23 protein-coding genes and 1 pseudogene are annotated in these 26,281 nt (G+C 72.6%); 14 read left to right on the forward strand and 10 right to left on the reverse strand.

The window, feature by feature from the left end; translation table 11 throughout:
* Nucleotides 1-24 precede the first annotated feature (24 nt).
* Entirely contained in the window at nucleotides 25-1,479 is a 1,455-nt protein-coding gene (locus tag TR49_RS11845) for an MFS transporter (protein ID WP_042380579.1), read from the reverse strand.
* Between the two features lie 276 nt (nucleotides 1,480-1,755).
* Between TR49_RS11845 and TR49_RS11850 the strand changes: the two genes are divergently transcribed.
* Nucleotides 1,756-2,757, forward strand: a complete 1,002-nt coding sequence (locus TR49_RS11850) for a glycosyltransferase family 2 protein (RefSeq protein ID WP_160311579.1) — start codon at nucleotides 1,756-1,758, stop codon at nucleotides 2,755-2,757.
* Between the two features lie 131 nt (nucleotides 2,758-2,888).
* On the opposite strand, the gene TR49_RS11855 is transcribed toward TR49_RS11850, so the two are convergent.
* The 3 genes from TR49_RS11855 to TR49_RS11865 form a co-directional block, all read right to left on the reverse strand.
* A complete protein-coding gene (locus TR49_RS11855) occupies nucleotides 2,889-3,134 on the reverse strand; it encodes a hypothetical protein (RefSeq protein ID WP_152627204.1) in 246 nt (81 codons plus the stop codon).
* Between the two features lie 199 nt (nucleotides 3,135-3,333).
* The gene (locus TR49_RS43750; RefSeq protein WP_160311580.1) at nucleotides 3,334-3,654 is read right to left on the reverse strand and encodes a hypothetical protein; all 321 of its coding nucleotides are present in this window, start codon (nucleotides 3,652-3,654) and stop codon (nucleotides 3,334-3,336) included.
* A 173-nt stretch (nucleotides 3,655-3,827) separates the two neighbouring features.
* Nucleotides 3,828-5,681, reverse strand: a complete 1,854-nt coding sequence (locus TR49_RS11865; protein WP_084724810.1) for a cholesterol oxidase substrate-binding domain-containing protein — start codon at nucleotides 5,679-5,681, stop codon at nucleotides 3,828-3,830.
* A gap of 184 nt (nucleotides 5,682-5,865) precedes the next feature.
* Between TR49_RS11865 and TR49_RS11870 the strand changes: the two genes are divergently transcribed.
* The 9 genes from TR49_RS11870 to TR49_RS11905 all read left to right on the forward strand — a co-directional run bounded on the left by TR49_RS11870 (nucleotide 5,866) and on the right by TR49_RS11905 (nucleotide 14,456).
* Entirely contained in the window at nucleotides 5,866-7,119 is a 1,254-nt protein-coding gene (locus TR49_RS11870) for a glycosyltransferase (RefSeq protein WP_236653330.1), read from the forward strand.
* A 179-nt stretch (nucleotides 7,120-7,298) separates the two neighbouring features.
* Nucleotides 7,299-8,906, forward strand: coding sequence for a M48 family metallopeptidase (locus tag TR49_RS11875; RefSeq protein WP_042380587.1), 1,608 nt, complete (start codon nucleotides 7,299-7,301; stop codon nucleotides 8,904-8,906).
* Nucleotides 8,907-9,026: 120 nt separating this feature from the next.
* Nucleotides 9,027-10,334, forward strand: a complete 1,308-nt coding sequence (locus TR49_RS45475; RefSeq protein ID WP_052434210.1) for a hypothetical protein — start codon at nucleotides 9,027-9,029, stop codon at nucleotides 10,332-10,334.
* Complete coding sequence (locus TR49_RS41380; RefSeq protein ID WP_236653335.1) at nucleotides 10,331-11,548, forward strand: DUF4132 domain-containing protein; 1,218 nt, start codon at nucleotides 10,331-10,333, stop codon at nucleotides 11,546-11,548. The genes TR49_RS45475 and TR49_RS41380 overlap by 4 nt, the downstream gene beginning before the upstream one ends.
* Nucleotides 11,548-11,940, forward strand: coding sequence for a hypothetical protein (locus tag TR49_RS11885; RefSeq protein WP_042380590.1), 393 nt, complete (start codon nucleotides 11,548-11,550; stop codon nucleotides 11,938-11,940). The genes TR49_RS41380 and TR49_RS11885 overlap by 1 nt, the downstream gene beginning before the upstream one ends.
* A 100-nt stretch (nucleotides 11,941-12,040) precedes the next feature.
* Nucleotides 12,041-12,646, forward strand: coding sequence for a hypothetical protein (locus TR49_RS11890; protein WP_042380593.1), 606 nt, complete (start codon nucleotides 12,041-12,043; stop codon nucleotides 12,644-12,646).
* Between the two features lie 79 nt (nucleotides 12,647-12,725).
* Entirely contained in the window at nucleotides 12,726-13,733 is a 1,008-nt protein-coding gene (locus TR49_RS11895) for an FAD-dependent oxidoreductase (protein WP_042380596.1), read from the forward strand.
* Between the two features lie 127 nt (nucleotides 13,734-13,860).
* Complete coding sequence (locus TR49_RS11900) at nucleotides 13,861-14,151, forward strand: hypothetical protein (protein ID WP_042380599.1); 291 nt, start codon at nucleotides 13,861-13,863, stop codon at nucleotides 14,149-14,151.
* The gene (locus tag TR49_RS11905; protein WP_042380601.1) at nucleotides 14,148-14,456 is read left to right on the forward strand and encodes a hypothetical protein; all 309 of its coding nucleotides are present in this window, start codon (nucleotides 14,148-14,150) and stop codon (nucleotides 14,454-14,456) included. Before TR49_RS11900 ends, TR49_RS11905 begins: the two co-directional genes overlap by 4 nt.
* Before the next feature lie 44 nt (nucleotides 14,457-14,500).
* On the opposite strand, the gene TR49_RS41385 is transcribed toward TR49_RS11905, so the two are convergent.
* The 3 genes and pseudogenes from TR49_RS41385 to TR49_RS11915 all read right to left on the reverse strand — a co-directional run bounded on the left by TR49_RS41385 (nucleotide 14,501) and on the right by TR49_RS11915 (nucleotide 16,415).
* Nucleotides 14,501-14,950: a GNAT family N-acetyltransferase gene (locus TR49_RS41385; RefSeq protein ID WP_084724827.1), complete on the reverse strand. Its 450-nt coding sequence runs from the start codon at nucleotides 14,948-14,950 to the stop codon at nucleotides 14,501-14,503.
* A 60-nt stretch (nucleotides 14,951-15,010) separates the two neighbouring features.
* A pseudogene (locus TR49_RS11910) lies at nucleotides 15,011-15,442 on the reverse strand (nuclear transport factor 2 family protein); the annotation flags it as partial.
* A 145-nt stretch (nucleotides 15,443-15,587) separates the two neighbouring features.
* The gene (locus TR49_RS11915; protein WP_042380603.1) at nucleotides 15,588-16,415 is read right to left on the reverse strand and encodes an aldo/keto reductase; all 828 of its coding nucleotides are present in this window, start codon (nucleotides 16,413-16,415) and stop codon (nucleotides 15,588-15,590) included.
* A 328-nt stretch (nucleotides 16,416-16,743) separates the two neighbouring features.
* Between TR49_RS11915 and TR49_RS11920 the strand changes: the two genes are divergently transcribed.
* Nucleotides 16,744-18,807 carry a phosphocholine-specific phospholipase C gene (locus tag TR49_RS11920; protein WP_042380605.1) on the forward strand — a complete coding sequence of 688 codons (2,064 nt, stop codon included), beginning with the start codon at nucleotides 16,744-16,746 and terminating at the stop codon, nucleotides 18,805-18,807.
* Between the two features lie 95 nt (nucleotides 18,808-18,902).
* On the opposite strand, the gene TR49_RS11925 is transcribed toward TR49_RS11920, so the two are convergent.
* The gene (locus TR49_RS11925; RefSeq protein WP_042380608.1) at nucleotides 18,903-19,436 is read right to left on the reverse strand and encodes a hypothetical protein; all 534 of its coding nucleotides are present in this window, start codon (nucleotides 19,434-19,436) and stop codon (nucleotides 18,903-18,905) included.
* 393 nt (nucleotides 19,437-19,829) lie between these two features.
* Here TR49_RS11925 and TR49_RS11930 point away from each other — a divergent pair, with 393 nt between their 5' ends.
* Together TR49_RS11930 and TR49_RS11935 are read left to right on the forward strand one after the other, a co-directional pair.
* A complete protein-coding gene (locus tag TR49_RS11930) occupies nucleotides 19,830-20,711 on the forward strand; it encodes an SGNH/GDSL hydrolase family protein (protein WP_042380611.1) in 882 nt (293 codons plus the stop codon).
* 771 nt (nucleotides 20,712-21,482) lie between these two features.
* Entirely contained in the window at nucleotides 21,483-22,838 is a 1,356-nt protein-coding gene (locus TR49_RS11935; RefSeq protein ID WP_052434212.1) for a glycosyltransferase, read from the forward strand.
* A 126-nt stretch (nucleotides 22,839-22,964) separates the two neighbouring features.
* On the opposite strand, the gene TR49_RS11940 is transcribed toward TR49_RS11935, so the two are convergent.
* Nucleotides 22,965-23,534 (reverse strand): methyltransferase family protein, encoded by a 570-nt coding sequence (locus TR49_RS11940; protein ID WP_236653331.1) that lies wholly within the window; start codon nucleotides 23,532-23,534, stop codon nucleotides 22,965-22,967.
* Nucleotides 23,535-23,874: 340 nt separating this feature from the next.
* Here TR49_RS11940 and TR49_RS11945 point away from each other — a divergent pair, with 340 nt between their 5' ends.
* A complete protein-coding gene (locus TR49_RS11945) occupies nucleotides 23,875-25,383 on the forward strand; it encodes an IPT/TIG domain-containing protein (protein ID WP_042380614.1) in 1,509 nt (502 codons plus the stop codon).
* Between the two features lie 87 nt (nucleotides 25,384-25,470).
* Here the strand turns inward: TR49_RS11945 and TR49_RS11950 are convergent, their stop codons facing one another.
* The gene (locus tag TR49_RS11950; RefSeq protein ID WP_152627206.1) at nucleotides 25,471-26,217 is read right to left on the reverse strand and encodes a hypothetical protein; all 747 of its coding nucleotides are present in this window, start codon (nucleotides 26,215-26,217) and stop codon (nucleotides 25,471-25,473) included.
* Between the last annotated feature and the right edge of the window lie 64 nt (nucleotides 26,218-26,281).

A 26,281-nucleotide genomic window follows, 5' to 3' on the forward strand; every position in this document is an offset into this window, starting at 1 on the left:
TCGGCAACGGCGTCCCCGCTGAACTCAGACGGGGGAGTGGTCGGTGTCGGCGAGGGCGACGCGGGGTGCGGGGGTGGATGCCTCCGGCGTGGGCTTGCGGAGCGGGATGCAGGAGGCGACCGCCGCCGCGGTGAGGGAGACGGCGCAGCCGACGAGCATGCCGGTGCGGAATCCGTTGAGGGAGGGGACAGCGTAAGGGCCGAGGTGGGTGGTCATGTGCGAGAGGACGACGCCGACCACGGCCGCGGACAGCGTGGTGCCGATGGAGCGCATCAGCGTGTTGAAGCTGTTGGCCGAGCCCGTCTCGGAGAGCGGCACCGCGCCCATGATGAGGGCGGGCATCGCGCCGTAGGCGAGGGCCACGCCGCTGTTGATGACGATCGAGACGGCCAGCAGCCCCCAGACCGAGCCCATGAGCGCGACCGAGGAGCCGTAGCCGAGGGCGATGACGAGGCTGCCGACGACCAGCGTGGTCTTCGGGGTGCGCGCGGCGGAGAGCTTGGCGCCCAGCGGTGAGACGAGCATCATCATCAGGCCCGCCGGGGCCATCCACAGGCCGGCGGCCTGCATGGACTGGCCGAGGCCGTAGCCGGTCGCGGTCGGCAGCTGGAGCAGCTGAGGGGTGATCAGGGCGGAGGCGTACATCGCGAAGCCCACCACGATGGAGGCGGCGTTCGTCAGCAGCACCTGGCCGCGTGCGGTGACCCGCAGGTCGACCAGCGGGGAGGCGGAGCGCAGCTCCCACCAGGCCCAGGCGAGCAGCACGAGGACGGCCGTGCCGAACAGGCCGAGGGTGGCGCCGCCGGTCCAACCCCAGTCGGCGCCCTTGGAGATGGCCAGGAGCAGGCAGACCAGGCCACCGCCGAGCCCGAGGGCTCCGGGGATGTCGAAGCTGCCGTCGGCCCGCGCCGGGACAGCGGGGATCAGGGCCCAGATCAGCGCGCCGACCAGGATGCTGAGCGCACCTGCGGCCCAGAACAGCACGTGCCAGTTGGCGTGCTGCGCGACGGCGGCCGAGATCGGGAGGCCGAGCGCGCCGCCGATGCCGAGCGAGGAGCTGATCAGGGCGATCGCGGAGCCCATCCGCTCCGGAGGCAGCACGTCGCGCAGGGTGCTGATGCCGATCGGCACCAGGCCCGCGCCGATGCCCTGCAGGCCCCGGCCGACGATCATCGGCGCGAGCGAGCCCGCCGTCGCGCACACGACCGAGCCCGCGATCACCGGGACCATGCAGATCAGCAACATCGGCTTCTTGCCGTGGAGGTCCGCCAGGCGGCCGATCGCCGGAGTGGTGACGGCGGCGGCGAGCAGCGTCGCCGTGACCGCCCAGGACGTGTTGCCCGCGGTGGTGTGCAGCAGCCTCGGCAGCTCGCCGATCAGCGGCACGATCAGGGTCTGCATCAGTGAGACGACGATCCCGGCGAGGGCCAGCACACCGACGACGACGCCGGTGCGGGGTGCCGGCTGCGAGCCGTCCATGCGGTTCTCCTTGCGATGACTGCGAGCGTGACGGTGGAGCGTGGAGCATGAGCGCCAGCGATATGCACAGTACATACAGCGTGCGTGATGCACAATCGATGCATCGTGAATGCTGCTTTGGCGTGATCGTCCGGTGGATCGCTCGCCGCCTGGTCGCGCAGGCCTTGACGGCTTCGTGCTGACGCTGTGAAGGATTACGGGAGTTTGTATAACAATGCAGTTCGGCGGCCTTGGCGATCTTGTGGCCCTCTTTCCTGGCCCCTAAGTTCCCTTGGCGTGTCCACCTCGCCATTGATCAGTGTCATCGTCGCCGCACACGACCTCCAGGGCACCCTGGGGACCTGCCTGCAGTCGGTGCTGGGACAGTCCTTCCGCGACATCGAAGTCGTCGTCGCCGCGGACGCGTCCCCTGAGTGCCCGCCAGACGTGATCGGCGCCGCGGAACTGGAGGACGGCCGGGTGTCGGTCGTGCGCCTGGACACCGTCGCCTCCGTCGGCGCGGCCCGGAACGCCGGCGCGGCGCGGGCCACGGGCGCGTACCTGCTCTTTCTCGACGCCGACCACGTCCTGTGGGACGGCACGCTCCAGGCCATGGCCGACCGGCTGCGCGCCTGCGGCGGGCCCGACGTGCTGCTCTTCGGCCACACCCGGCTGCACCGCGGCCGCTCCTGGCCCGGCGGCGCGGCCGAACTGCTGGCCGGGCAGGGGGCGGCCACCTTCGCCCCCACCGGCCAGCCCCAACTGTTCGGCGCGCCCGCCTACATGTGGGACCGGCTGGTCCGCCGGGACCTGTGGCTCCGGTCGGGCGCGGCGTTCCCCGACGGTCTGCACGAGGAGATCTCCGTCCAGCACCGCCTGATGCTCGCCGCGTCCACCGCGGCCGTCCTCAAGTGGGACTGCGCGCAGCTGCGCCGCCGCCACACCGCCCACCCGGCAGGCGGCCCCGGCGGCACCCACTTCGACGTCTTCGACCGCTACGAGGAGAGCTTCGGCCTGCTGGAGGCCCACGGGCGCGCGGACGTCGTGCCCCACCTCTTCACCCGGATGATCCGTCAGTACCTCTTCCTGCTGGCCCTGTCGGACTGCCTCTCCCGCAGCGAACGCCAGGACTTCTTCCAGCGGGCCGCCGCGCACTACCAGCGGTACGTCCCCGCCGGGTACGAGCGTCCGGCCGGCAAGGAGGGCGTCAAGTTCCAGCTCCTGGCCAACGGAGGCTACGCCGCCTTCCAGACCGCGCGGATGCCCGCCGTCGCCAGGGTCGTCCTGTCGCGCTCGTAGGCCCTGTCCGGCCGGACGCGGAAGACGGGCTCAGCCCGTTCGAGCCGCGGGAACACGAAACCGTCGCCGCCACTCCGACGGCGGACACCGGCGGCGCGGCAGCGACGGGCGGGCCGCTGCTACGGATCCTGCTACTGCGCGAGGCGGCAGTTGCTCAGCGTCATGCCGAAGAGGGTCGGCATGACGGTCTGCGCGCCGTTGATGTCCGTCGTCTGGACCGTGGCCGTGGAGCCCGAGTCGCCGACGTCGCAGAGGTACGTCTGCGACTGGGGAGCATTGCTGCCGGTGTCGGCGGACGCCGTGGTCGGCAGCGCCGTCAGACCGACGATCGTCAGCAGCAGGCCGCCCGCCAGCACGGTTCCAAGACGACGGATCATGACCTCAGACCTCTCAGGGGGTGAAGGAAGAAACGCGAGGAATCGGTCAAATCCTCCTGCCCGGAGACGCGGAATCACTCGCGCGACACGAGTGAACCTGTCGCGACCTGCGTTGACGCCGCCGATTGGACGAGGCGCGCCGCGAATCCGGTCAGGTCATCGGATCAGCGCCGCCGGGTCGCTTCGCGGGGCCCGGGGCTCACGCCGAGGCGGTCAGGTCCTCGTCGGTGTCCCGGGCGGCGTCGCCGTCGGTGTCGCGAACGGCGTCGCGAACGGCGTCGCGGACGGTGTCGCGATCGGCGTCCTCGTCGGCGGTCTTCATTGGGTCGTCTGCGGCGTCCGCTGACGTGTCGGCGTCGGCGGAGGCGTCAGCCTCGGCCTGGGGCGCGGCGTCGTCGCTGTTGTCCCGGCTCGCGAGCGCGGCGCGGATGCGCTGCAGCAGCGCCTCGTCCACGGGGGACGAGGCGCGCAGCGACGCGGCCTCGGCGGCGGACATCGGGCGGTGTCGTCTGTCGTGCATCCGCGCACTCTACCCAAGCAAACCTGCTGATCAGCGCCCCGGGGTGGGGAGGGAGCGTGCACCGGTTGTGGAGATGCTGCGCACGCGCACGGAACCTCGCGCAGGAGCTGCTACCGGGCCCGCGCGCACTCCGCGCCAGACTCCGCGCCAGACCCCGCCCCAGGTCCCGGACTTCAGGATCCCGGCACCAGGACGCGGTCGAGGAACGGGCTGCCGAAGACGCCGTTCGGGTCCAGCGCGGTGAAGGTCGCGACCGCTGCGTTCCAGCCGTCGCCCGCCGCCTGGCCGTCGGTGTAGGAGGCGGGGATGGCCTCGCCGATCGCCGCGCTGTCGGTCCAGGCGCCGGAGGGGCCGTTGGCCCACTCCTTCGGCCACTCGTTGTGCACCGCCCCGTACGAGCCGGTGTAGTGCGAGCGGAACCACGTCTCCATCTCGCCCATGAACTGGTGGCAGCCGGGCGTGATCGGCACCGTCGTCATGTCGAACCAGACGGAGGTGTCCCACTCCGGGTGGTCCGGGCGGGTGCGCAGCGGGGAGAGCTGCGCGCCGAGCGCGCCGGGGACGGCGCAGTCGCCGGGCTGGTCGAGGCCGGTGACGCGGATCTCCAGCGGGGCGTTCATCGGGTACTGGCCCTGCGCGGCGTAGGCGGCCAGCTTTGCGCTGTACTGCGCGTAGAAGTCACTCACCACCTGCTGGACCCGGGCCCGCGAGGTGACGACGTTGCAGCAGGTCGAGGTGATCCGCAGCGTCGTCGGGCGGACGTACAGCAGGACGTCGCTGGACCAGCCCCAGATGTCCCAGGTGCCGGTCGCGATCAGGCCGGCGCTGATCGCGTCCATCTGCGCGGCGGTGAACTGCGGCGTCGCCGCCGCGTCGCCGGCGACGATCTGGGAGAGCAGGTCCGAGACGTTCTTCGGCACGATGTCGTTGAAGGTGAAGTCGTACGGCCCGGTGACCGCGCGCGACACCCACGGCTGGTTCGGCGTCGGCGTGAACACCCGCAGCCAGGGCGAGGTCGTGAAGGGGAACCAGATGCAGACGACGCGCCCGCACTGGTCGACGTAGGAGGCCAGCGACTTCGAACCGGCCGAGGCCGGCGGCGCGAACAGGTCGGTGGCCGCGACGTTGAACCAGCTCTGGCAGCGCAGGCGCTGGTCCGGGCCGACACGCAGGGTGGCCTGCGTGACGAAGACCCGGCCGAGGTTCACCAGCAGCGCCTGGATCTGCGGATCGGTCCGCTGGAAGGTGCGCAGCGTGTACGCGCCCTGCGTCGGATCCCAGACGACGGCGGTCAGGCTCAGGATCAGATTGCTGAGCGAGCCGTAGGTGTGCCCCGGGAGCCGGGTCTCGCCGACGGCCGGGACGCCCGTGCCGCGACCGCCGGTCGCCAGCGCCCCGCCGACCGTCCCGGCGCCGATCACCGGGAAGCCGGTGAAGCCGAGCCCCGCCGACTTGAGCGTGCCGAGCAGGGTGTCCATCGTCGCCCCGGGCTGGACGGTCACGCTGGCGCCGCCGGTGGCGGCTCCGGCGCTGTTGACGCTGATGCCCGTCAGGTTGGAGGAGTCGACCAGCAGCACGTTGGCGGGCGTCCCGGCCGGGGTGACCAGCGGGGACCAGCTGTAGCCGCCCCCGCGTGGCCGCAGCCGCCAGCCGTTGGCGTGCGCCCAGTTGGCCAGCGTCACCACGTCCGCGGGGGAGGCGGGCGAGGCGCTCCACAGGCCCTCGACGAGGACCTCCTCGGACCAGTTCTGGAAGGTTTGCTGGTACAGGGCGATGCCGGAGGGGAACTGCGGCGGCGCGGGGATGGTCGTGGCCGCGCTGGCCGCGGCGATGCGCCCCAACGGCGTCCACTGCGCGGTCGTCACGGCCAGCGCGGCCGCGCCCGCGCCGAGCAGGGCGCGGCGCGAGAGAACGGGGGAGCCCGAGCGGTTCCCCGCTTCGGAGGCTTCGGAGGCTTCGGAGTGGGCGGAGGCTTTGGCGGGTTCGAGGTGTTCGTGGTGCTCGGAGTCCTTGCGCACGTGTCCCATGGCTTGCGTAGCCGTCCCTCCTGACGGGCCGCGCCTGGCTGCGTGCGGTCAGCTGACAGCGGTAGCTGATGGATCGTCAGATTGTACGGTGGGGCGGGACGGGCCAGAAGTCAAGCGTCCCCCGATGGTGGGGTGATCCGGCGCGCCCGTCATGGGGACGCGGTCGGCGGGGAAGACTGTTCGCATGCGTGTGGCACTGATGACGGCGGGCTCACGAGGCGACGTCGCCCCCTGCACCGGCCTCGGGCACGCCCTGGCGCGCGCCGGGCACGAGGTCACACTGGTGACCCACGGCCGGTTCGAGGGGCTGGCCAAGGAGGCGGGCCTCGGCTTCCACGCGCTCCCGGTCGACCCGCGTGCGGAGTTGGAGTCCGGCGCGGGCCAGGGCCTGCACCGGGCCACGACCGGAGCCGGCAAGCTCGCCCGCATGATCGCGCTGGCGCGCTCACTGGTCGCCGACCTCGCCGACGCGATGGTGGCCCCCGCCCGTCAGGCGGACGTGCTGCTGCTCTCCGCCGTCCTTGCACCGGTCGGCCACGTCCTGGCCGAGGGCTTCGGCCTGCCCAGTCTCGGGGTCTACCTCCAACCCCTCGCCCCGACCGGTGAGTTCCTCGCCCCGGTGGTGGGAGTCCGCTCCCTGGGGCGCACCGGCAACCGGCTCAGCGCGCGGGCCGTCAACGCCGCCCTGGACCTGATCTTCGTCGAGGCTGCACGCGGCATGCGCAGCCGCCTGGGCCTCCCGCCCGCGGGAGTCCGCGCCACCCGGCACGCCCGCGAACGCCAGCAGTGGCCCGTGCTGCACGGCTTCAGCCCGCTCGTCGTGCCGCGCCCGCGCGACTGGCGCGCCGGGCTGGACGTCTGCGGCTACTGGTGGCCCCACTGCCCGCCGACCACGCAGCTGCCTTCATCCGTACGGGACTTCCTCCTCGCCGGACCGCCGCCGGTCTTCGTCGGCCTCGGCAGCGCGACCGTGCCGGACCCCGAGCGCACCTCCGCCGACCTCGTCGCCTCGCTGCGCGCGGCGGGCCTGCGCGGGATCGTCCAACGCGGCTGGGCCGGCCTGCACGCCGAGGGCGACGACATGCTCACCGTCGACGAACTCCCGCACGCCCTGGTCTTCCCCCACACCGCCGCCGTCGTCCACCACGCGGGCGCGGGCACCACCGCCGCCGCCCTCCGGGCGGGGGTGCCCTCAGTCCCCGTGCCGGTGCAGTTCGACGCGGCCTTCTGGGCCTCCCGCCTCAAGGCCCTCGGCGTCTCCCCGGGCTCGGTCCCGCTGCGCCACCTCGACGCCCGCGCCCTCACCCCGCTCCTCACCCGCGCCGCCCGCTCCGACCCCCACCGCGACCGCGCCCGCCACCTCGGCGCCCTCATCCGCGCCGAGGACGGCTGCGGCCCCGTCCTCTCCTGGCTGGACCGCCTGGACCGGGTGGGCTGAGTGCGGCGAGCGGTCGCCGGCGGCAGGGGCCGAAGGCGCGCAGAAGGACGGAAACTGTCACACCTCGAACCCGGCCGCGGCCACCGCCGGGAACGCGGCTGACCTGCGCGGCAGGGCTCGGGGTAGGATCCGCCGACACTGTGGCCCGTGGGCCGCCAGGCCATGTGGGGGCTCTTGCGATGACGTTCCGACTGCGCGCTGTCCGCGCGCTCGTGCTGCTCGCCGGGTTCTACCTGCTGGGCCTGGTGCTGCTGGTGGTCATGGGGGTCGCCGACTGGCTGCTGGTGACCCGGCTGTTCGTCGCGCCTGCGGCCTGGCTCATCGCCGTGATTCTCATGAGCACCGTGGTGGCCGCCACGACGATCCTGCGAGGCATGTACGCCTTCCTGCGCGCCGGCCGGTTCGGACCGGTGGCCGACGCGATACGGGTCACACCTGCCGACGCGATACGGGTCACACCTGAGGAAGAGCCCGAGCTCTGGGAGCAGGTGCGAGCCGCCGCCTCGGTGACCGGGGAGTTGCCGCCGGAAGAGCTCTACCTGACCGCGAAGGTCAACGCGAGCGTCGCCGAGGAGAGCCGGCTGCTGGGACTGCTTCCCGGACGCCGCCGGATGTTCCTGGGCCTGCCGCTGCTGGCCGGACTGACCGTCCCGCGGCTCCAGGCCGTCCTCGCCCACGAGTTCGGACACTACGGCAACCTCGACACCCGGCTGGGCGCGATCACGATGCGCGGGCGGGCGGCGGTCCTGCACACGGTGCGGGTGTTCCACCGGGGCAGCACCCGGTTGCAGCATCTGATCGGGGCCCTGTACGGGGCCTACGCCACGATGTTCCTGCGGACCTCGCAACCGGTGGCCCGCAGGCAGGAGTTCGCGGCGGACCAGGCGGCCGCCCGGCACGCGGGCCGCGACGCGACGGCCAACGCGCTGCGGGCGTTGCCCGTCCTCGACGCGGCCCACCAGCACTATCTGCGGACGTACGCCGGGATGGGCTCGAAACTCGGTGCGCTTCCGCCCGTGGGTGAGGTGCACGGCGGATTCCGGCGGCTGCTGGCCGCCCGCTCCGAGGAAGGGCTCGCCGTCCTCCGCAACGGGCAGCGCGCCCCGCGTCCGCACGAGTACGACTCGCACCCGCCGATGGCCGAGCGGATCGCCCGGATCGAGGAACTGCCCGCGGACGGCCGCGCCGACGAGTCGGCCGGCGAGCCGAGCGCCCTTGCGCTGCTGCACGACCCGGACCGGGTGTTCGCCGAGCTGGAGAAGTGCGTGCTCCCGCCGGCGACGGCGGAGCTGCGCCGCCTGAGCTGGGACGACCTGGCCATGATCCGCGCACTCGCCGACGCCGACGGCTGGTCCAAGCCTTTGCGTGTCGCCGTGGCCCGGTCGCTGCGCAGCGAGGTCGGTGGTCGAGCCGGGGGTGAGCTGGTGCCGGACGACGAGCTGCCCAGCCTTGCGGAGGTCCTCGATGCGATCGACCGCGGCCTGCTGTGGACGGAGATCGCCAACCGGATGCCCAAGCCGGGCCAGGCCTCACGACTGACGGGCGAATCGGCCCGCAACTTCATCCGCCCCAAGGTCTTTGACGGTCTCGCGGGCATGGTCCATCTCCACCTCGCCAAGGCCGGGCACGCGGTCCCGGACGTCGCCTGGTCCGGTATCCCCGGCGTAGCCCTCCCTGAGGCCTGGGAGGCAGGCATGGACAACGCCCTCGACGCGGCCGTCTCCGACACTCCCGACACCACGCCCCTCCGGGCCCTGCTCGCCACCGATGCCCAGGTGCCGGCGTAACACCCACCTCGCCGGCCCCATCGGTGCGTGGCTGCCCGTCTATTGATGATCACCTGCTGCCGCTCGTCCAGCTGTCCACCGGCGGCTGTCAATGTCAGTCACGTCTGCCACGATCTCGCCATGCTCGACGAATCCCCGGTCACCGGGACCCTGAACGACGACGCGCCTTCGGCCCGCCGCTCGGCCGATCCGGGCTGTCCGCTGTGGTTGGCGGAGTTCCTGGAGCGCCGACGGACCGAGCCGCGCTTCGGCTTCGCCGACTGGCAGGGGCAGGAGGAGTACCAGCGTCACCGCGCGCGGATCGACGCCGCCTGGGACGTCGTCGAGCAGCGGCTTTCGGTCAGCACCGAGGAGGAGCAGCGGTCCGCCGTGGTTGCGCTGCTGACCGCCGACGGGCTGGACAGCACGGACGCCTGGCGGGCCCGCGAGGGCGTCACGCCGCTGGTGGCGCTGCTCGACGGGTGGACGCCCGAGGAGGTCGAGGCACTGCTGCGGCGCGCGTGCGCCGATGCGAGCAGGCCGCTGGCGGCGCGGGACCTGGGCCTGGCGCTGGACGCCGCCGAGCGGCTGGACGCCGATGGATGCCGCGCCGTGGCGGCGTGGGTGCGTCACGCCCGCGGGGAGGTCGCCGCACTCGAGGCCGACGCGCGGCGGCGGGGTCGACTCACCGCCAGGCTGGACGCGCTGCTCGGCCGCGTGGAGGAGGCGGTGATCCCCGCAGGCCTGATCCCCGCGTACGACGTGTGGGCCGCTGCGCTGCGGGAGCAGGCCGGGAGGGCGGCGACGCCGGAACTCGCGGCGTTCCTGCGCCACATGACGGGCCTTTCCGGGCCGCGGCCGACACAGCGGTGGCGGCGGGCGTGCACGGAGCTGGCCGACGCCGCGTCCGCGCGCGACCTGGCGGCGGAGGTGCTGCGCAGCCTGGCCGAGGACGAGCCGTTGTGCAGCAAGGAGCGCGGTGCGCACGCGGACTGGATGGGGGAGGGGTCGCACTACCACTTCCTGGTCCACCAGGACGACCGGGACCTGGCGCGGGGCCTGATCTGGACGTCGGCCCTGACCGGCGGCCCGGCGACGGTGGCTCACCTGGTCGCGCTCGCGCTGCGCGTCGGCCTGCACAGCGGTGGTGGCGTGATCGCCGACCTCAAGCTCGCGGGTGCGGCCATCAACGCACTGGCGGAGGTCGAGGACGCCTCGGCGTTGGCGGCGTTGTGGCGTCTACGGTCGCGGATCCGCGACCGCGCACTGCGCAAGCAGGTGGACACGGCACTGACCACGGCCGCCGCCCGCGCGGGGATCACTCCCGCCAGCTCGTCGAGCGCAGCGTACCCGACCACGGGCTGGCCCCTGACGGCTCGTCGGAGCGGACGCTCACGGGCGGCTACCGCGTCCGGCTGGCGATCGAGGACGGCACGACGGTCCGCCTGACCTTCACCGCGCCCGACGGCCGGTCCTCCCGCACCGCTCCGGCGGCCGTCAAGGGCTCGGAGCAGCTCGGGCCGCTCAAGGTACTGGCGAAGGAGGTACGTGGCACGCTGTCCGGCGAGCGGGCCCGGCTCGAGGCGCTGATGTCGGCGGACCGCACCTGGCCCTACGACGAGTGGTGCCGCTACTACCGCGACCACCCCGTCACCGGCACCCTGGTCCGAAGCCTGATCTGGGAGTTCGCGGACGCGGACGACGGCCCCTGGCAGGCGGCGGCGCCCGGTCGCTTGCCCGTCGGCAGCCCCGCACGGGTCCGGCTCTGGCACCCGGTCCGCGCCACCGTGGACGAGGTCCGCGCCTGGCGCGAGCGGATCGTGACGGACCAGTGGCGGCAGCCGTTCAAACAGGCCTTCCGGGAGATCTACCTGCTCACCCCGGCAGAGGAGGAGACGGGCGGTTACTCCAACCGCTTCGCTGCCCACATCGTCCACTACCAGTGCCTCTACGCCCTGTTCAAGGAACGCGGCTGGCAGGCCAACTACCTGTGCAACCACGATGGCGGCTGGGACGGCGAAGCCCGAGGCGAGTTCGGCGACGGCGGGTGGCGGGTCCGGTTCGACCACGAGCCGGCCGACGACCAGTTCCACTACAGCCCCGACCACGCCACCACCGACCAGGTCCGCTTCGACCGCCGCACAGGCCGCCGCTGGGAGCCGGTCCCGCTGACCGACGTGCCGCCCGCCGTCTTCACCGAGGCGATGCGTGACGTCGACCTCTTCGTCGCCGTCACCTCGATCGCCGCCGACCCCACCTGGACCGACCGCGGCGACGACCGGTACGCCGCGTACTGGCAGTCCGCCGTCTTCGGCGACCTCACCGCCAACGCGCAGGTCCGGCGCGAGGCTTTGGAGCGGATCCTGCCGCGTCTGCGGATCGCCAAGAAGTGCTCGCTGGAGGGCCGTTTCCTGGTCGTGCGAGGTGAGTTGGCGACGTACCGGATCCATCTGGGTTCGGCGAACGTGCTGATGGAGCCCAGCGGCGCGTATCTGTGCGTCGTGCCTTCCCGGAAGGGTGGCGCGGGTGCCGGGACGGGGCGGGTGTTCCTGCCGTTCGAGGACGAGCGGCTGTCGTTGGTGCTCAGCAAGGCCTTCCTGCTCGCAGACGACGCCAGGATCACGGACGAGTCCATCCTCAGGCAGATAAGGCGGGCGGTCTGATGGCCACCGTGAAGTTCCGGGACGAGACCGCGACGGGGCGGGCGATCGCGGCGTTCGAGGTCGGGGGGCTGCCGGGGCGGGTGACGGTGCGCGAGCTGGTGCGGGTCCGGGTGCGAGAGGAGGTCGCACGGCACAACGCCCAGCCGGGAGTTCGCTACCACGGGTTGGTGCGCCCCACCGACGCGGAGGTGGAGCTGAACGGCTACTGGCTCAGCGCGTCCCGGCGCCTCGACTGGGAGGAGCAGGCCGACGTCGCCGAGCGGGCGTTCGCGTCCAACGGGTTCTTCGTCCTGCTCGGCGACCGTCAGGTCGAGAGCCTGGACGAGGTGGTCGACCTGGATGCCGATCCCGTGCTCGTCTTCATCAAACTGGTTCAGCTGGTGGGCGGATGACGAAGGGTCAGGGAGTGGACGGTAACGCCTGCGGGTGATCTTCGTCTGTTACCCTCGGCCGGTCGGCAGCAACGCGTGGTCCACGGCGGAAGGTTGGCGCATGTCGGTTCCTCAGCTGGACGCCGTGACGGTGGTCGCCAGGAACGAGCGCGACAGCAGCACGTTCGACGTGCTGCCCGTGGGGTCGGACACGCCGGCGGTGCGGCTGTTCAAGCCGTACTTCTACGACTCCCTGCACCCCATGGAGGTGCTGGTCGGGCCGCGTCTGGACCAGCTGGCGGGGTGGGTCACCACCGTCGGGGCCAAGGGCGTCGACGGGACGAAGCACGGCACCGTCAGCCACCACGCGGGCTCGCAGTTCCAGCAGGAGTCCTGGACCGTCGAACAGCCCGGGCTCCCGCCGCTGACCGGGACACCGCATGGCAGGGGCGCGCGGTTACGCCACACGACGGCCCTGGCCGTCCTGCCGTTCGCGGGCGGCGCGCTCGATCTGCTCCTCGACTACCGGATCGCCTTCGAGGGGCCCGGCAGTGACGGGTTCGAGCTCTCGCGGTCGAAGGGTGTGCACGCACGCTACGCGCTGCGGCTGCACGACCGGCGCGTGAGCCTGCTGCTGGCCCTTGCCGCGGTCGTGCGGTACGACTGGCTGCTCGCGCCCGACCCGAAGAAGGGCCTGATGGACCTCACGTTCCCCAAGCGGAGCTGAGCCGAGCGGCGCCTCGCACGGCCGTCGACGCCGAGAGGCACCGGTGCGCGGACGAGGGCCGGTGTGCCATGGTCGGGGAATGAGCGCGAGCGACGAGGTGGGGCGTCCCGACGTGGTGGTGGTCGGGGCGGGGGTCATCGGGTTGACCACGGCGGCGGTGCTGGCCGAGGCCGGGCTGCGGGTGCGGGTGGACGCCGAGCGGTTGCCCGGCGCGACCACCTCCGCGGCGGCGGGGGCGACCTGGGGCCCGTTCATGATCGGACCGGAGGACCGGGTCGCGGCCTGGGCCGCCACCAGCCTCGCGGTCTTCGAGGAGCTGGCGGCCGGCCAGGAAGAGACCGGCGTGGCCGTCATCGAGGGCACGCACCAGTCGATGACGCCCACCGAGCCGCCGCGCTGGGCCGTCTCGGCCGGGGTCCGGCCCTGCACGGCGGCCGAGCTGCGCCCGGGTTACGTCACGGGCTGGCGGCGGCGGTCCCCGGTGGTCGACATGCCCCGCTACCTCGCCTGGCTGGAGCGGCGGTTCACCCACGCGGGTGGGCGCGTCCGCGCCCACGCCTACCGCTCGCTGGCCGAGACGGCGCAGGAGGCACCGGTCGTCGTCAACTGCTCCGGAGTCGGCGCCGCGACGCTGGTCCCCGACCCCGGCGTCACGCCCGTGCGCGGGCAGGTTGTCGTGGTCCGGCACGGTGGCGCGCTGCGCGAGTTCTTCGGCGACGATACCCCCGACGCCCCGGAGCTGACCTACGCGTTCCCGCACGGGGACACCGCCGTCCTCGGCGGCACCGCGCAGCGCGGGGACGCGACGCTCGAGCCGTCACCGGCCGTCAGCGAGGCGATCCTGCACCGCTGCAGGGCCGTCCTGCCCGAGCTGCGCGGCGCCGAGGTGCTCGGCACGCGCGTGGGGCTGCGCCCTGCCCGCGAGGCGGTGAGGCTGGAGACGGCCCGGGTCGCCGGGGCGGACGGGGCGGACGGGGCGGTCCTGGTCCACAACTACGGTCACGGCGGCGCCGGCGTCACCGTCTCGTGGGGCTGTGCCGCCGAGGTGCTGGACCTGGTCAAGCAGGCTGGGATTCCCGGCCACTGAGCAACCGCTCAGGAGTGCGGCGCGAACCGGCGCTGCCACCGGCCCGCGCCGCGCGTCCGGGAGATCCCCATGGGAAGGCCCGGACCGGTACGTTGGTGGGAGCATCCGGCGACCCAGGAGGCAGGCGTTGAGCGCACAGCCGGTCCACCGAGCCGACGACGACCCGCGCGTCCCGGCCATCGCACGCAGCATCCAGGCCGTCGGCAACGCGCTCAGCAGCGAGAAGCGCCTCGCCTTCTACGCCGAGGTGCTCGGCGCGGAGGCCGGGGAGCCGATCAACCTGGTGATCGAGACCTGGTGGCGCGAGGCCATGCTCGACCAGCTGCCCGGCCGCGCCGAGCGCCTTGCCGACGCGCTGGCGCGGCGCGGCGGCGTGACGCTCGATGAGCTCGCAGCCCGCGCCGGCGGGCTGGATTGACCGGGCCCGAACCGACGCCGCACCGCTGGAGTCTGGTCACCGGACCGGGCGTGGACGACGTGCTGCTCGACATGCTGAAGTCCGGCGACGTGGGCGAGGCGCTGTGCCGCTCCGTGCTGCGCTTTCTGCGCGCCCTCGCCCTGGAGGCCGGGGCCGCGGTCGACGCGGGCCGGGAGGCGCCGGGCGTGCGACTCTCCGACGGGCGGCTCTCGCTGGTCATACCCCGCGAGCCGGTGCTCGTCTCGTACGTGGCGCTGCCCGAGCACCGCGAACTGCGTGTCACCGACGTGGTCTGGATGGCCTGAACCGCAGGGGGCGGCGCAATGGTTCCGCCGTCACCGTTCCGGTCTCACCCCTCCAGCGTCGCCGCCATGCGCGGAACCACGCGTCCCGGGATCGACCCGGACGGGGACGTGCCGACCACCTCGGCGCCCATGGCCCGGTAGAACGGCTCGGCGTTCGGATCGGCGTCCAGCTCCAGACGGGTGCAGCCCAGCTCGCGCGCGGTCGCCTCCACGTGCCGGTAGAGCGCCCTGCCGACGCCCCGCCCCATCGCCTCGGGCGCGACGAACAGCATCCCGAGCTCGCCGACCGGCGGCTCGCCTTCCAGCGTGGCCACCCCCAGCAGTCGTCCGTCCACCTCCGCGACCACGGCCCGCCGGGCGGCCAGCTCCTCGCCGTGCACGGTCAGCTCCTCCCGACACGACGCCAGGAACGCCTCGTCGTAACCCCAGTGCCCCTTGGACCGCAGCACCAGCTCACTCAGCGTGGCGGCCTCCGTCGGCAGCGCGGGCCTGATCCGGAACCCGCCCTGGTCGCCGGCACCGCCCTCGCGGCCGTCACCGCCCTCGCCCCGAGGCCCGACCGGCGCGAGGCGCTCGGTGTCCGCGCCGAACGGGAGGTGGACGGTGCGGGTGGCGAGCAGCCAGCGACCCTCGACCTTGCGGAACGTGTCCTCGTAGTGGCCGACGTTGGTGGGCAGCCGGGGCTCGACCATGCCGCCGGTGTAGCCGTCGACCCGGTACGTCGTCAGGTACGAGACGGCGCGGGCCGTCGTCGCCGACTCGACGGTGACCAGGATGTTCGTCATCAGCCGCCGGGACAGCCGGTCCGCCGGCCGCCCGGCGAAGTAGGCGCGCAGCGCCTCGCGTCCCTCGACCCGCCGCTCGCCGTCCGGCCAGCGCCACACCCCGTCCTCGGTGAACAGCTCCGCGACCGAGCCGGGATCCCCGAGGTCGAGGCGGTGGACGAAGTCGACGACGACACGCTCGCAGGCCCGCTCGGCGAGCATCGTCGTCAGGGCGTCGTCGTGATCCTCGTGATGGTGGGCTTCGTCGGTCATGGGCCCTTCCTACCAGCCCGTTCGCGGCGTGGACGAACGGATTTCCGACGGTGACGTCTGCAGGAAGGACCGAGGGGACGCGCCCCGCGCGCGATCAGCCCATCCAGTCGAAGGTGTCCGGGTCCGGGCCGATGCGGCCGCCGCGGTCGAGATCGGCGATCGCGGCCAGGTCCTCGGCGTCCAGGGTGAAGTCGAAGACGTCGAAGTTCTGGTGGATCCGCTCCGGCGTCACCGACTTGGGGATGACGACGTTGCCCAGCTGGAGGTGCCAGCGCAGCACGACCTGGGCGGCGGTCTTGTCGTGCTTCTTGCCGATCGCGACCAGGGAGGCGTCCTCGAGCAGGCCGCGCCCCTGACCGAGGGGGCTCCAGGCCTCCGTGGCGATCCCGTGCTTCTCGTGCAGGGCGCGCAGCTGCGTCTGGGGGAAGTACGGGTGCAGCTCCACCTGGTTGACGGCCGGGACCAGGTCGGTCTCGGCGAACAGCCGCTCCAGGTGCTTGGCGTTGAAGTTCGACACGCCGACGGCCTTCGCCCGTCCGCCGGCGGCGATCTTCTCCAGCGCGCGCCAGGCGTCCGCGTACCGGTCGCGCGACGGGACCGGCCAGTGGATCAGGTACAGGTCCACGTAGTCGAGGCCCAGTCGCGTCAGGCTCGCGTCGAAGGCGCGCAGCGCGTCGTCGTGGGAGTGCTCGGTGTTCCACAGCTTGGTGGTGACGAAGAGCTCCTCGCGCGGCACCCCGCTCTCGCGCAGCGCGAGCCCGACTCCCTCCTCGTTGCCGTAGATGGCGGCGGTGTCGATGCTCCGGTAGCCGGCGCGCAGCGCCTCCGCGACGACGCTGCGGGCCTCCGCGTCCGGCACCTGCCAGACGCCGAAGCCCAGCTGGGGCATGGTCAGACCGTTGTTCAGCGTGATCGTCTGCATGGAGCTCAGTCTGCCAGCCGGGAACCCCGACGCCCGCCAGGCACGGCCCGCGCCGCGGCGGATCGCGTGCCGCCGAAACGCGACGCGCATTCAGCTTTCTCTGCCCGGGCCGCAGTTAGGGTGACAGCGCGCGCCACCCCGGCGGTCGGAGGTCTCCGCGACACGGTCACCCGTGCGTTCGCCGTTCGTTCGTCTGTGCGCTGCCGACCGGCCCTTGCCCGTTCCCGCGCGACTGCAGAGAATCCTCCAGGCACCGTGCAACTTGTTCAGACAGGTTGCCCGGCGCTCGGAGTCCCGTAGCCGGCAGCACCAACACACCGGAGCCGACATGTCCTCGCTTAACCGACGCCGCTTCCTCCAGCTCGCGGGCGGTACCGCAGCCGCCACCGCGCTCTCGTCGAGCATCGCGCGCGCCGCCTCGATCCCCGCGAACCGCGCCAGCGGGAGCCTGCGCGACGTCGAGCACATCGTCGTGCTGATGCAGGAGAACCGCTCCTTCGACCACTACTTCGGCACGCTGCGCGGCGTGCGCGGCTTCGGGGACCCGAACCCGGTCACCCTGCCGTCCGGCAAGGCCGTGTGGTACCAGAACGACGGCGGGGCCAACGGCGGCAAGGACGTGCTGCCGTTCCACCCGGACGCGCCCGACATGGGCCTGCAGTTCCTCGAGGACCTGCCGCACGACTGGAACTCCACCCACGGTGCGCTCAACCACGGCCGCTACGACCGCTGGGTGCCGACCAAGAGCGCGACCTCGATGGCGCACCTGACCCGTGACGACATCCCGTTCCACTACGCCCTCGCCGACGCGTTCACCGTCTGCGACGCCTACCACTGCTCGCTGCTCGGCCCCACCGACCCGAACCGCTACTACATGTGGACGGGCTACTGCGGCAACGACGGCAAGGGCGGCGGCCCCGTCATCTCCAACGCCGAGGCCGGCTACGCCTGGACGACCTACCCGGAGCGCCTGGAGGCGGCGGGGGTCTCCTGGAAGATCTACCAGGACGTCGGCACAGGCCTGGACGGCAACGGCTACTGGGGCTGGACCAGCGACGCGTACATCGGCAACTACGGCGACAACTCGCTGCTCTACTTCGACCAGTACCGCAACGCCCAGCCCGGCGACCCGCTGTACGACAAGGCCCGCACCGGCACGAACGTCAGCGCCGGCGACGGCTTCTTCGACGTCCTGCGCGCGGACGTCAAGGCCGGCAAGCTGCCCCAGGTCTCCTGGATCGTCGCGCCGGAGGCCTTCACCGAGCACCCCAACTGGCCTGTCAACTACGGCGCCTGGTACCTCTCGCAGGTCCTCGACGCGCTGACGGCCGACCCGGAGGTGTGGAGCCGCACCGCGCTGCTGATCACCTACGACGAGAACGACGGCTTCTTCGACCACGTCGTCCCGCCGTTCGCGCCCGAGAGCGCGGCGCAGGGCGCGTCGACCGCCGACATCACCCAGGAGCTGTACACCGGCAGCGGCGGCGTGTCCGGGCCCTACGGCCTCGGGCCGCGCGTGCCGATGCTGGTGGTCTCGCCCTGGAGCACCGGCGGCTACGTCTGCTCGCAGACCTTCGACCACACCTCGATCATCCAGTTCATCGAGCAGCGCTTCGGTGTGCACGAGCCCAACATCTCGCCCTGGCGTCGCGCGGTCTGCGGCGACCTGACCGCCGCGTTCGACTTCCGTCGCCACCACGCGGGCACGCCGAGCCTGCCGTCCACGGCCGCGTACGTGCCCAAGGACGCCGACCGCCACCCCGACTACGTGCCGACGCTGCCCGCCAACCCGGTGCTGCCCAAGCAGGAGCCCGGCACCCGTCCGGCCCGGCCGCTCCCGTACGACCTGTGCGTCGACGGCGGCGTGGACGCGAAGGGCGCGCTGACGGTGGACTTCGCCAGCCACGGCCGCGTGGGCGCGCAGTTCCTGGCCACCTCCGCCACCCGCACCGACGGCCCGTGGAGCTTCACGGTCGAGGCGGGCCGCGAACTGTCCAACGCCTGGACCGCCCCCGCCAGCGGCCCGTACGAGCTGACCGTGCACGGCCCGGCCGGCTTCGTGCGCCAGTTCCGGGGCGACGCGGGCCGGCGCGGCGTCGAGGTGACGGCCCGCCACGAGGGCGACTCCGGCCACCTGCTGCTCACCCTCACCAACCACGCCGCGACCACGCTTCGCGTCGCCCTCGTCGACGCCTACGGTTCGCAGCACCAGGCCACGGTCCAGCTGCGTCCGGGCGCCAAGGTCGAGCACCGCATCGACACCGGCCGCACCTCGGGCTGGTACGACATCTCCGTCCTGACCGACGGACATCCCACCGCGCTGCGCCGCCTCGCCGGCCACGTGGAGACCGGCCGGGCCACCACCAGCGACCCGGCCATCGGCCGCCGCTGATCACCCGGTAGTCCGGGTAGACCCGGTAGCAGGTGCAGGACGTGCGGCCCCGGCGGACCACCGCCGGGGCCGCACGCGTCCGCGTCGCGCGAGCGCTACCGGTAGTCCTCGGGGTAGGACTGCATCCAGGTGTTGATCTCGTCCCGGGTGGTGACGAGGAGGCTCTGGTGCTTGTCCAGGTTGGTGAAGGAGAAGTCGCCGCCCAGCACGGTGTGCAGGTGGCTGATCCAGGCGAGTGGCCGGCTGAAGTGGGCGGTGCCCTCGGAGCTGGCCTTCATCGCGTTGTCGAGGTCGTCGAGGTTGTCCAGCAGCCGGTTGAGGAAGTACGAGCAGTTCCCTGGCGTGCCGCAGCTGTCGTTGTACGTCGCCTGGAGCACCGCGAACGCGTCGCGCACCTTCATGGGCGGGGTCCCGGGAGCCGCTTCGGTGGTCGGGTGGACCACCGAAGCGGACGCGCTGGGCGTCGCGATCGGCGCGGACGCGGAGGCGGGGGACGCCGGGGAGGGGCTCGAGGAGGCCGCCGTGACGGGGGCGGACGCGCTGCCGTGGCCGCTGGAGCAGGCGGCCAGGACCGGCAGGGTCAGCAGCGCTGCGACGACGGGGCGGACTACGGACAGGCGGCGCGGCATCGATGACGTCCTCGGGTACGGGTGGCGCGGCGTGACGGGCGTCAGCCGCGCGACGGATCACAGGTGCGAGATCGCATACTGACCGACTGCCGCGCGGCCGGTCCAGGGCGGTCTGCCGTTCGGTGTCGATCCGTTACCCCACCGGGGCGACGTGGGCTGCCGATGCGACGGCGGGAGCCGTATTTCGTGCGAAAGAGGGCAGCTGACGCGCAATCAGCTGAACCGTGTCACGGATGGCGTCACGTCTATTGCTCTCCCATGAACCAGTGGGTAACTTCCCGGCCAGTAACTTAGCGGAAACGTCGGCGACACCTGATCTCTCTCCGGGTGCCGTCGATTTTTCTCCGGCTCTTCTCCTGTCACGGCCCCACCCCCGGTTCAAGGAGATCCCGTATGTCGCTCAGTGCCCGCTCCCGTCGTCTCGCCGCGGCCGCCGTGGCCGTCTCCGCCGTCGCGGGGATGTGCCTCACGGTCCCCGCCCAGGCGCAGGCGGCGTCCGCGCTCAACTACGTCGCCATGGGCGACAGCTACAGCGCCGGCTCCGGTGTGCTGCCGCTGGACCTCAGCGCGCCCCTGGAGTGCGCCAGATCGGCCGTCAACTACCCCCACGACCTGGCGAGCAGACTCGGGCTCGACCTCACCGACGTCACCTGCGGCGGCGCGAAGACGCAGGACTACGCCGGCTCGCAGTACCCCGGCGTCGCCCCGCAGCTGGACGCACTGAACGACAGCACCGACCTGGTCACCATGACCATCGGCGGCAACGACAGCAACACCTTCATCGACGCGGTCCTCGCCTGCGGCTCGGCGGGCGTGGTCACGCTCGGGTTCGGTCACCCGTGCCAGTCGATCTACGGCGACAGCTTCGACAACACGATCGACACCACGACCTACCAGTCCCTCGACGCCACCCTGGCCGCCGTCAAGGCCAAGGCCCCCAACGCCCGCGTCGCCATCGTCGGCTACCCGTGGATCGTCCCCGCGCAGGCCGTGCCCGGCTGCTTCGCCAAGATGCCGATCGCCTCCGGCGACATCCCCTACCTGCGGGACCTCGAAGCCCACCTCAACGCCGCGGTCCAGCGCGCCGCCGCCGACAACGGCGTCACCTACGTCGACATGTCCGCCGTCTCCAACGGCCACGACGCCTGCGAGCCCTCCGGCACCCGCTGGATCGAGCCCATCCTCTTCGGCACCAACTACGTGCCCGTCCACCCCAACGCGACCGGCGAGTCCGCGATGGCCAACCAGATCGCCACCACCCTCGGCCTCGGCTGACGCCGCCCCTCCACCGCGCCGGCCCCACCGCACCGGGGCCGGCCCAGGTGACCGGGTTTCCCGCTGCTGCGCTCCTGCGGGGCTGTCATCATGACGGGACCGGTCCTCTGCGGGAGGGGGAGCCATGCCTGGTTGGACAGGCGGAGGCGCCGACAGCGGTGCCGCCGAGGGGCCCGCGTCCGACGCCGAGCAGGCCGAAACGCGGGGAGCAGGCGAGGCGCCGACGACAGGGTCGGACGAGTCCGAGCCGCCAGCGGGAACCAGCGAGTGAACTGACCGGCCCTCCGCGCTGATTCTCGGACGCGGGCTGGACCTCGCCCGGCAGCAGGAGACCATCGCGGTCGTCGACGCGCACCACGAGCGACGCCGCGCGGAACTCACCGTCCACGGCGCGATCGCGCGGCAGGCGGCCGAGCGCACCCACGCGGACGCGGTGAGCGGCGTCGTCACGGAGCGCGCCCGCACCACGGCGTGGCCGCTGCCGGGCGGCCGGGCGGCCTGGGACGCGTTGGCGTCCATCCGTGCCCCGGAACTGCTCGACTGGTCTTTGACCGCTGGCCATTGACCCCTGGCCGCTTCGGGGCCGACGCGGACGTCAGGCGTTCACCGACTCGCCGTTCAGTGCTCATCCGAAACAGGACGGGACGACTCCGGATCTCCCCTAGGGTACGGCGCAAGACGTGAGGCCGCGCCCGACCGGCGAGGGCCCGCGTCCGCCGTGCCTACCCGGGCACCGTCCAGGCGTCATCGTCGTCGTCGAGCGGAAGATCCATGCAGGCTGTGCAGACTACCGCGCCCCCGGCCGCCGCCCCCGTCACCACCCCCGACCCCGTGCGGGCCGTCCGGCCGCGCCGCGCCCGTCGCGGCGACGACGGATGCGAGCGCCACCCCGCCTCGGCCGACCGGCCGCCGCGTGTGCTGGTCGTGACCGGCAGCGTCGGCGCAGGACACAACGGGGCCGCCAACGAGCTGACGCGCCGTCTGACCGGCCTCGGCCTCGAGGTCAGCTGCCGCGACTACCTGGACACCCTGCCGCGCCGCTACCGTCGCCTGCTCCAGGACGGCTACGAGTTCAGCGCCGGAAAGATGCCCTGGTTCTTCGAGTGGCTCTTCCAGAACGAGGAGCACGACTCCGTCGTGCGCTCGCTCACCCTGTACCTGTGCCGGCTCGCCTCCCGCGAGCTGGGACGCTGGGTGGACGAGGGCTGGGACGCGGTGGTCACCACCTTCCCGTTCGCCGCGCAGAGCATGGGCCTGCTGACGGAGGAGGGCGCGCTCACCGTCCCCACCGTCTGCTACCTCACCGACCCCGCGCCGCACCGCCTCTGGATCCACCCCAGGGTGCAGGTGCACCTCACCGTCACCGAGGCCACCGCCGCCGAGGGCAGCGAGCGCTACGGCATCCCGATGGCCGCCGCCGGGCCCCTCGCCTGCGACAGCTTCGCCGCCCCGCTCCCCACCTCCGATCGCGCCACGCTGCGCGCCGAACTCGGCGTGCCGGCAGACGCGTTGATGGCCCTGCTGATGACCGGCTCGATGGGTCTCGGCGACGTCACCTCCAGCGTCGAGGCGCTGCGCGCCGTCGACGGTGTGACGCCCGTCGTCCTGTGCGGCCGCAACGAGCGGCTGCGGCAGCGGCTCTCCGCCTTCCCGGACGTGGTCGCGCTCGGCTGGCGCACCGACGTGCCCGCCCTGATGGGCGCCGCGGACGTGCTGGTCCACAACGCCGGCGGGCTCTCCTTCACCGAGGCGCTCGTCGCGGGCCTCCCTGCCGTCAGCTACGAGGTCATCTCCGGCCACGGCCGCGCCAACGCGGCCACCCTGGCCTCCTCCGGCCTCGCCCCGTGGCCACGCGACCCGCAGGCCCTGGCACACGCCCTCGCGGAGCAGGCCGCGCGCGGCCGCGTCCACCTCGCGCCGTTGCCCGAACACCGCCAGGCCGCGCACGTCGTCGCCGACCTCGCCCGCGACTGGCACGCGAGGCACGCGACGTCGCGCGCCTCCATGGGCACCACGCGCGGGGGCTCCCGCACCGCCCGTCTGCTCACCGCGAGCGCCGAACGCCTCCGCCTCCGTCGCCCCGCGCCCCTCACCGAGCCGGCGGCCACCGTCCCGCGGCGCGTGTGAAGCCCCCGCGCCGGACGACCCCTGCCGGGCGCGGCGGCGCGCCACGTGGCCTCCCGCGCCCGCGCAGCTGCGCGACGGCCGGACGGTGACGGGCCACAGCCCGAGGCGTCGCCCGCGGCGGGCGGTTCAGTAGACGAAGGGGATCAGCCGCTTCGTGTGCACGCGGTAGTCCGCGTAGGCGGGGCCGAGGGCGGTGAGCAGGAGCTGTTCCTCGGCGGTGATGCGCCAGACGTACGCGGTGCCGAGGATCGCGGCGGTGAGGACGGTCGCGGGCCAGCTGCCCAGGCCGAAGGCGTAGCCGATCCACACCAGGAGACTGCCGCAGTAGCCGGGGTGGCGGATCAGGCGGTACGGGCCCTGCTGCACGACCCACTGGTCGTCGACGGTGCGCAGGGTGCGGGTGTAGTACTCCGACAGCGTCCGCATGCCCCAGGCGCGCAGGGCCAGGCCGCACGCCAGGACCGCGACGCCGATCCAGCGCACCGCGTTCGGGACCATGCCGACCGAGGCCGCGCCGAAGGCGACGTTCACCAGCGCCGCGGCGAGGTAGCACCCGATCAGCAGTCGGGTCGAGCCGCGGTCGCGCTCGTCGGTCTCCCAGGTCGCCGCGTCCGCGACCTCGCGGCGGCGCAGCAGCACCTCGTAGCCGATCCAGCAGAGCAGGCCCAGCACGGACAAGAGACTCGGCAGATCCACGGAAGCGCTCCCCACGGTCGACGACGGCATGCCTCCACGGTCTCCCACCGCCCAACTCGCCCGCACCCCACCACGGGTGGACACGCCGCGCTCCACCCGCAGGTGGAGGAACCGGGCGGCGCGCGCCCTGGGCTCATCGAATCGCACAGGCGTTTTGACGCGCGGCCAACAAGGTGAACCTGGTCAACCCGAGGGCGGGAAAGGCGACGGACTGCGCAACGGAGGGGTCTGATGGTGCACGAACAACTGTGGCGGTCGGCCGGGCGCACGTCTGCCCTGACGCCGTCGAAAGGCCGTCCCGCCTCCCCACTGGCAACAGATCCGAGGAGCAGACACGACGATGGCATCCGATCCGGCAATCGCCCAGGTGACCATGACCCTGGCCGCCCTTGCAGCCACCGCGAACACCCCGCGTCCGTCCGGGGAGAAGCTGGAGCAGCAGACCGAACGCATCATCACCGGCATCGACGCGCAGCTGAGCGATGCCAGCCTTGCCACGCAGGGCGTTTGGGAGCTGGCATGGCTCGCCCTGAGCCCCGCCAACGCCAACATGGCGTACATCGCACGCAGCACCGATGGCACGAACCAGTTCGCCGTGGTCGCTCGCGGCACCGACGCCGATCTGACCGACATCTTCGAGGACCTCGAGGTCGGCATCGTGGTCCCGTTCCCCGAGAGCGGATCGCCGAAGCCCATCGACGTGTCCCTGGGGGCGAAGAAGGCGTTCGACCGGGTGGTCAACGCCTACTCGACCGCCGCCTCGCCCATCGCGAACCGCAAGCTCGTCGATGCGCTCGCCATCGCAGTGAAGGCGGCGCCCGTCTCGCCGCCGCCGACCGTCTATCTGACCGGTCACAGCCTGGGCGGCTGCATCGCCAGCATGCTCGCGCTGTACCTGCAGGCCCAGCCCTGGCCGCAGGGGACGCAGTTCGGGGTGATGACCTTTGCCGCTCCCACCGCCGGGGTGCAGAACTTCGTCGACTACTTCGACTCCCGGTCGTGGTTCGTCGACGAGCGCCAGAACAACGCCTACGACCTGGTGCCGCACGCCTGGGCCGATCTCGACGTCACCAAGGACTGGTACCCGAGCCCGGGACCGCAGGCGACCGACGACGTGAAGAGCAAGATCGACAAGATCTCCAAGCGCACCAACGGCCACACCTACGTCCAGCCCGGCACGCTCTGCCTGATGAACCCCGGATACACGCTCCTCGACGACAACCTGGTCAACAAGACCACCCAGGACTACCTCGGCCAGGTCGCCTTCCAGCACGCCAACGACACCTACCTGGAGCTGGTGGGGGCGCCTGTCGTCCCGGCCGGGCCGGCGGTGGAGTACGTGACCCCGACCTTCGGCGCACCGGGCCAGGAGGTGACCATCTACGGCAGCGGCTTCAGCCCGGACAGCCTGGTCGACTTCGGCCCCTTCGCCTGCAAGGACAAGGAGCCCGTCATCGACCCCTCCGGCACCAAGATCACCGCACGGGCCCCTATCGGGATCGGCGTCGTCCACGTCCGCGTCACCAACACCCTCGGCACCTCGCCGGCAGTCGCGATGGGGCAGTTCGCCTACGGCGGGCCCGCACCCGTGGTGGTCAGCAAGGTCGGCCCGCGCAGCGGGAACGTCGGCACCCCCGTCACCGTCAACGGCTCGGGTTTCGCGGACGGCGCCACCGTGCACTTCGGGGACCAGGTGTCCGACTCGGTCAAGTTCGTCTCCACCGGCCAGCTCATCGCCACCGCGCCCGATCAGCCCGACGTGTCGCAGACGGTGGACATCACCGTGACGGTCGGCAAGGCCACCTCTCCCACCAGCCCGTCCGACGAGTTCACCTACACCGGGCGGTAGCCTCCGGACGCCCTTTCCCCGGGCGGTGGCCATAGGAAGCGCGGGAACAGGTCTCCCCACCGATCACCGAGACCTGGGCCCGCGCTCTCATGCGGAGGCGACCAGCCACACCGCGAGCGCGCCGAGGAGCGCCGCGCACAGTGGCACCAGGATGGTGAGGGCGAAGTCGGCCGTGGCCCGGTCGGCACGCTCGGTTGCACTGGGAGCGGAGGCCAGGCCCAGCCGAATCGCGGCGAAGCGTGAGACCTCGACCCCAGGGCCGTCCGGAGTCTTCGAGGCGCGGGAGCGGCGCACGGCCGCTGCAACGCGCTCGGCGAGGTCCCGGTCGTCGAAGCGGAAACCCACACCGGACCGGTCGGTGACGGCGAGCTCGTCGACCCAGCCCACCCGCGACCTCGTCCGAAACCGGCGGACCCGGGCCAGCCGGTCCAGATCAACCGTCCGCAGGCCGGTCAGCGTGCGCGCGGTGACCAGATCCGCGTCCGGTCCGCCATGCCCGACGGTCTGCCGCGCGGAGGGCAGCAGGTCCAGCACCAGGCTCGCCGCCACACCCGTCATGACGCCCAGCCAGGGCGCGCCGCTGTGCATCACGTGGAACCGCGCCAGCAGACCCGGCACGACGATCCCGGCCGACACCGCCACACCCAGCGCGAGGTAGCCCACCCGCGCCTGCCGCCGCGCCCGCGCGGGCGGCACGCCCTGTTCCCCGGCCCGCGCCAGCAGCTCCGCCGCCCGATCGGCGCGCCCCACCTCCCGCCGCGACGGCGGGGGCACGGGCGCCTTCGGCTTCCGGCCCGGCTGGGGACGCCTGCGGCGTTGGGTCCGACTCGTCACCGCGCCATGGTGACACCACCGGGACCCACCTCAAGCGCCTGCGGCGGGAACTGTGACACAGCTC

The organism is Streptacidiphilus melanogenes (genome assembly GCF_000787835.1).
Classification (GTDB): Bacteria; Actinomycetota; Actinomycetes; order Streptomycetales; family Streptomycetaceae; genus Streptacidiphilus; species Streptacidiphilus melanogenes.

Bases quoted from the DNA above. Each gene is read 5' to 3' on its own strand.
- TR49_RS11845 (WP_042380579.1), bottom strand. From the start codon at position 1,479: ATGGACGGCTCGCAGCCGGCACCCCGCACCGGCGTCGTCGTCGGTGTG.
- TR49_RS11855 (WP_152627204.1), bottom strand. From the start codon at position 3,134: ATGATCCGTCGTCTTGGAACCGTGCTGGCGGGCGGCCTGCTGCTGACG.
- TR49_RS43750 (WP_160311580.1), bottom strand. From the start codon at position 3,654: ATGCACGACAGACGACACCGCCCGATGTCCGCCGCCGAGGCCGCGTCG.
- TR49_RS11865 (WP_084724810.1), bottom strand. From the start codon at position 5,681: ATGGGACACGTGCGCAAGGACTCCGAGCACCACGAACACCTCGAACCC.
- TR49_RS11870 (WP_236653330.1), top strand. From the start codon at position 5,866: ATGCGTGTGGCACTGATGACGGCGGGCTCACGAGGCGACGTCGCCCCC.
- TR49_RS11875 (WP_042380587.1), top strand. From the start codon at position 7,299: ATGACGTTCCGACTGCGCGCTGTCCGCGCGCTCGTGCTGCTCGCCGGG.
- TR49_RS45475 (WP_052434210.1), top strand. From the start codon at position 9,027: ATGCTCGACGAATCCCCGGTCACCGGGACCCTGAACGACGACGCGCCT.
- TR49_RS11885 (WP_042380590.1), top strand. From the start codon at position 11,548: ATGGCCACCGTGAAGTTCCGGGACGAGACCGCGACGGGGCGGGCGATC.
- TR49_RS11890 (WP_042380593.1), top strand. From the start codon at position 12,041: ATGTCGGTTCCTCAGCTGGACGCCGTGACGGTGGTCGCCAGGAACGAG.
- TR49_RS11895 (WP_042380596.1), top strand. From the start codon at position 12,726: ATGAGCGCGAGCGACGAGGTGGGGCGTCCCGACGTGGTGGTGGTCGGG.
- TR49_RS11915 (WP_042380603.1), bottom strand. From the start codon at position 16,415: ATGCAGACGATCACGCTGAACAACGGTCTGACCATGCCCCAGCTGGGC.
- TR49_RS11920 (WP_042380605.1), top strand. From the start codon at position 16,744: ATGTCCTCGCTTAACCGACGCCGCTTCCTCCAGCTCGCGGGCGGTACC.
- TR49_RS11925 (WP_042380608.1), bottom strand. From the start codon at position 19,436: ATGCCGCGCCGCCTGTCCGTAGTCCGCCCCGTCGTCGCAGCGCTGCTG.
- TR49_RS11930 (WP_042380611.1), top strand. From the start codon at position 19,830: ATGTCGCTCAGTGCCCGCTCCCGTCGTCTCGCCGCGGCCGCCGTGGCC.
- TR49_RS11935 (WP_052434212.1), top strand. From the start codon at position 21,483: ATGCAGGCTGTGCAGACTACCGCGCCCCCGGCCGCCGCCCCCGTCACC.
- TR49_RS11945 (WP_042380614.1), top strand. From the start codon at position 23,875: ATGGCATCCGATCCGGCAATCGCCCAGGTGACCATGACCCTGGCCGCC.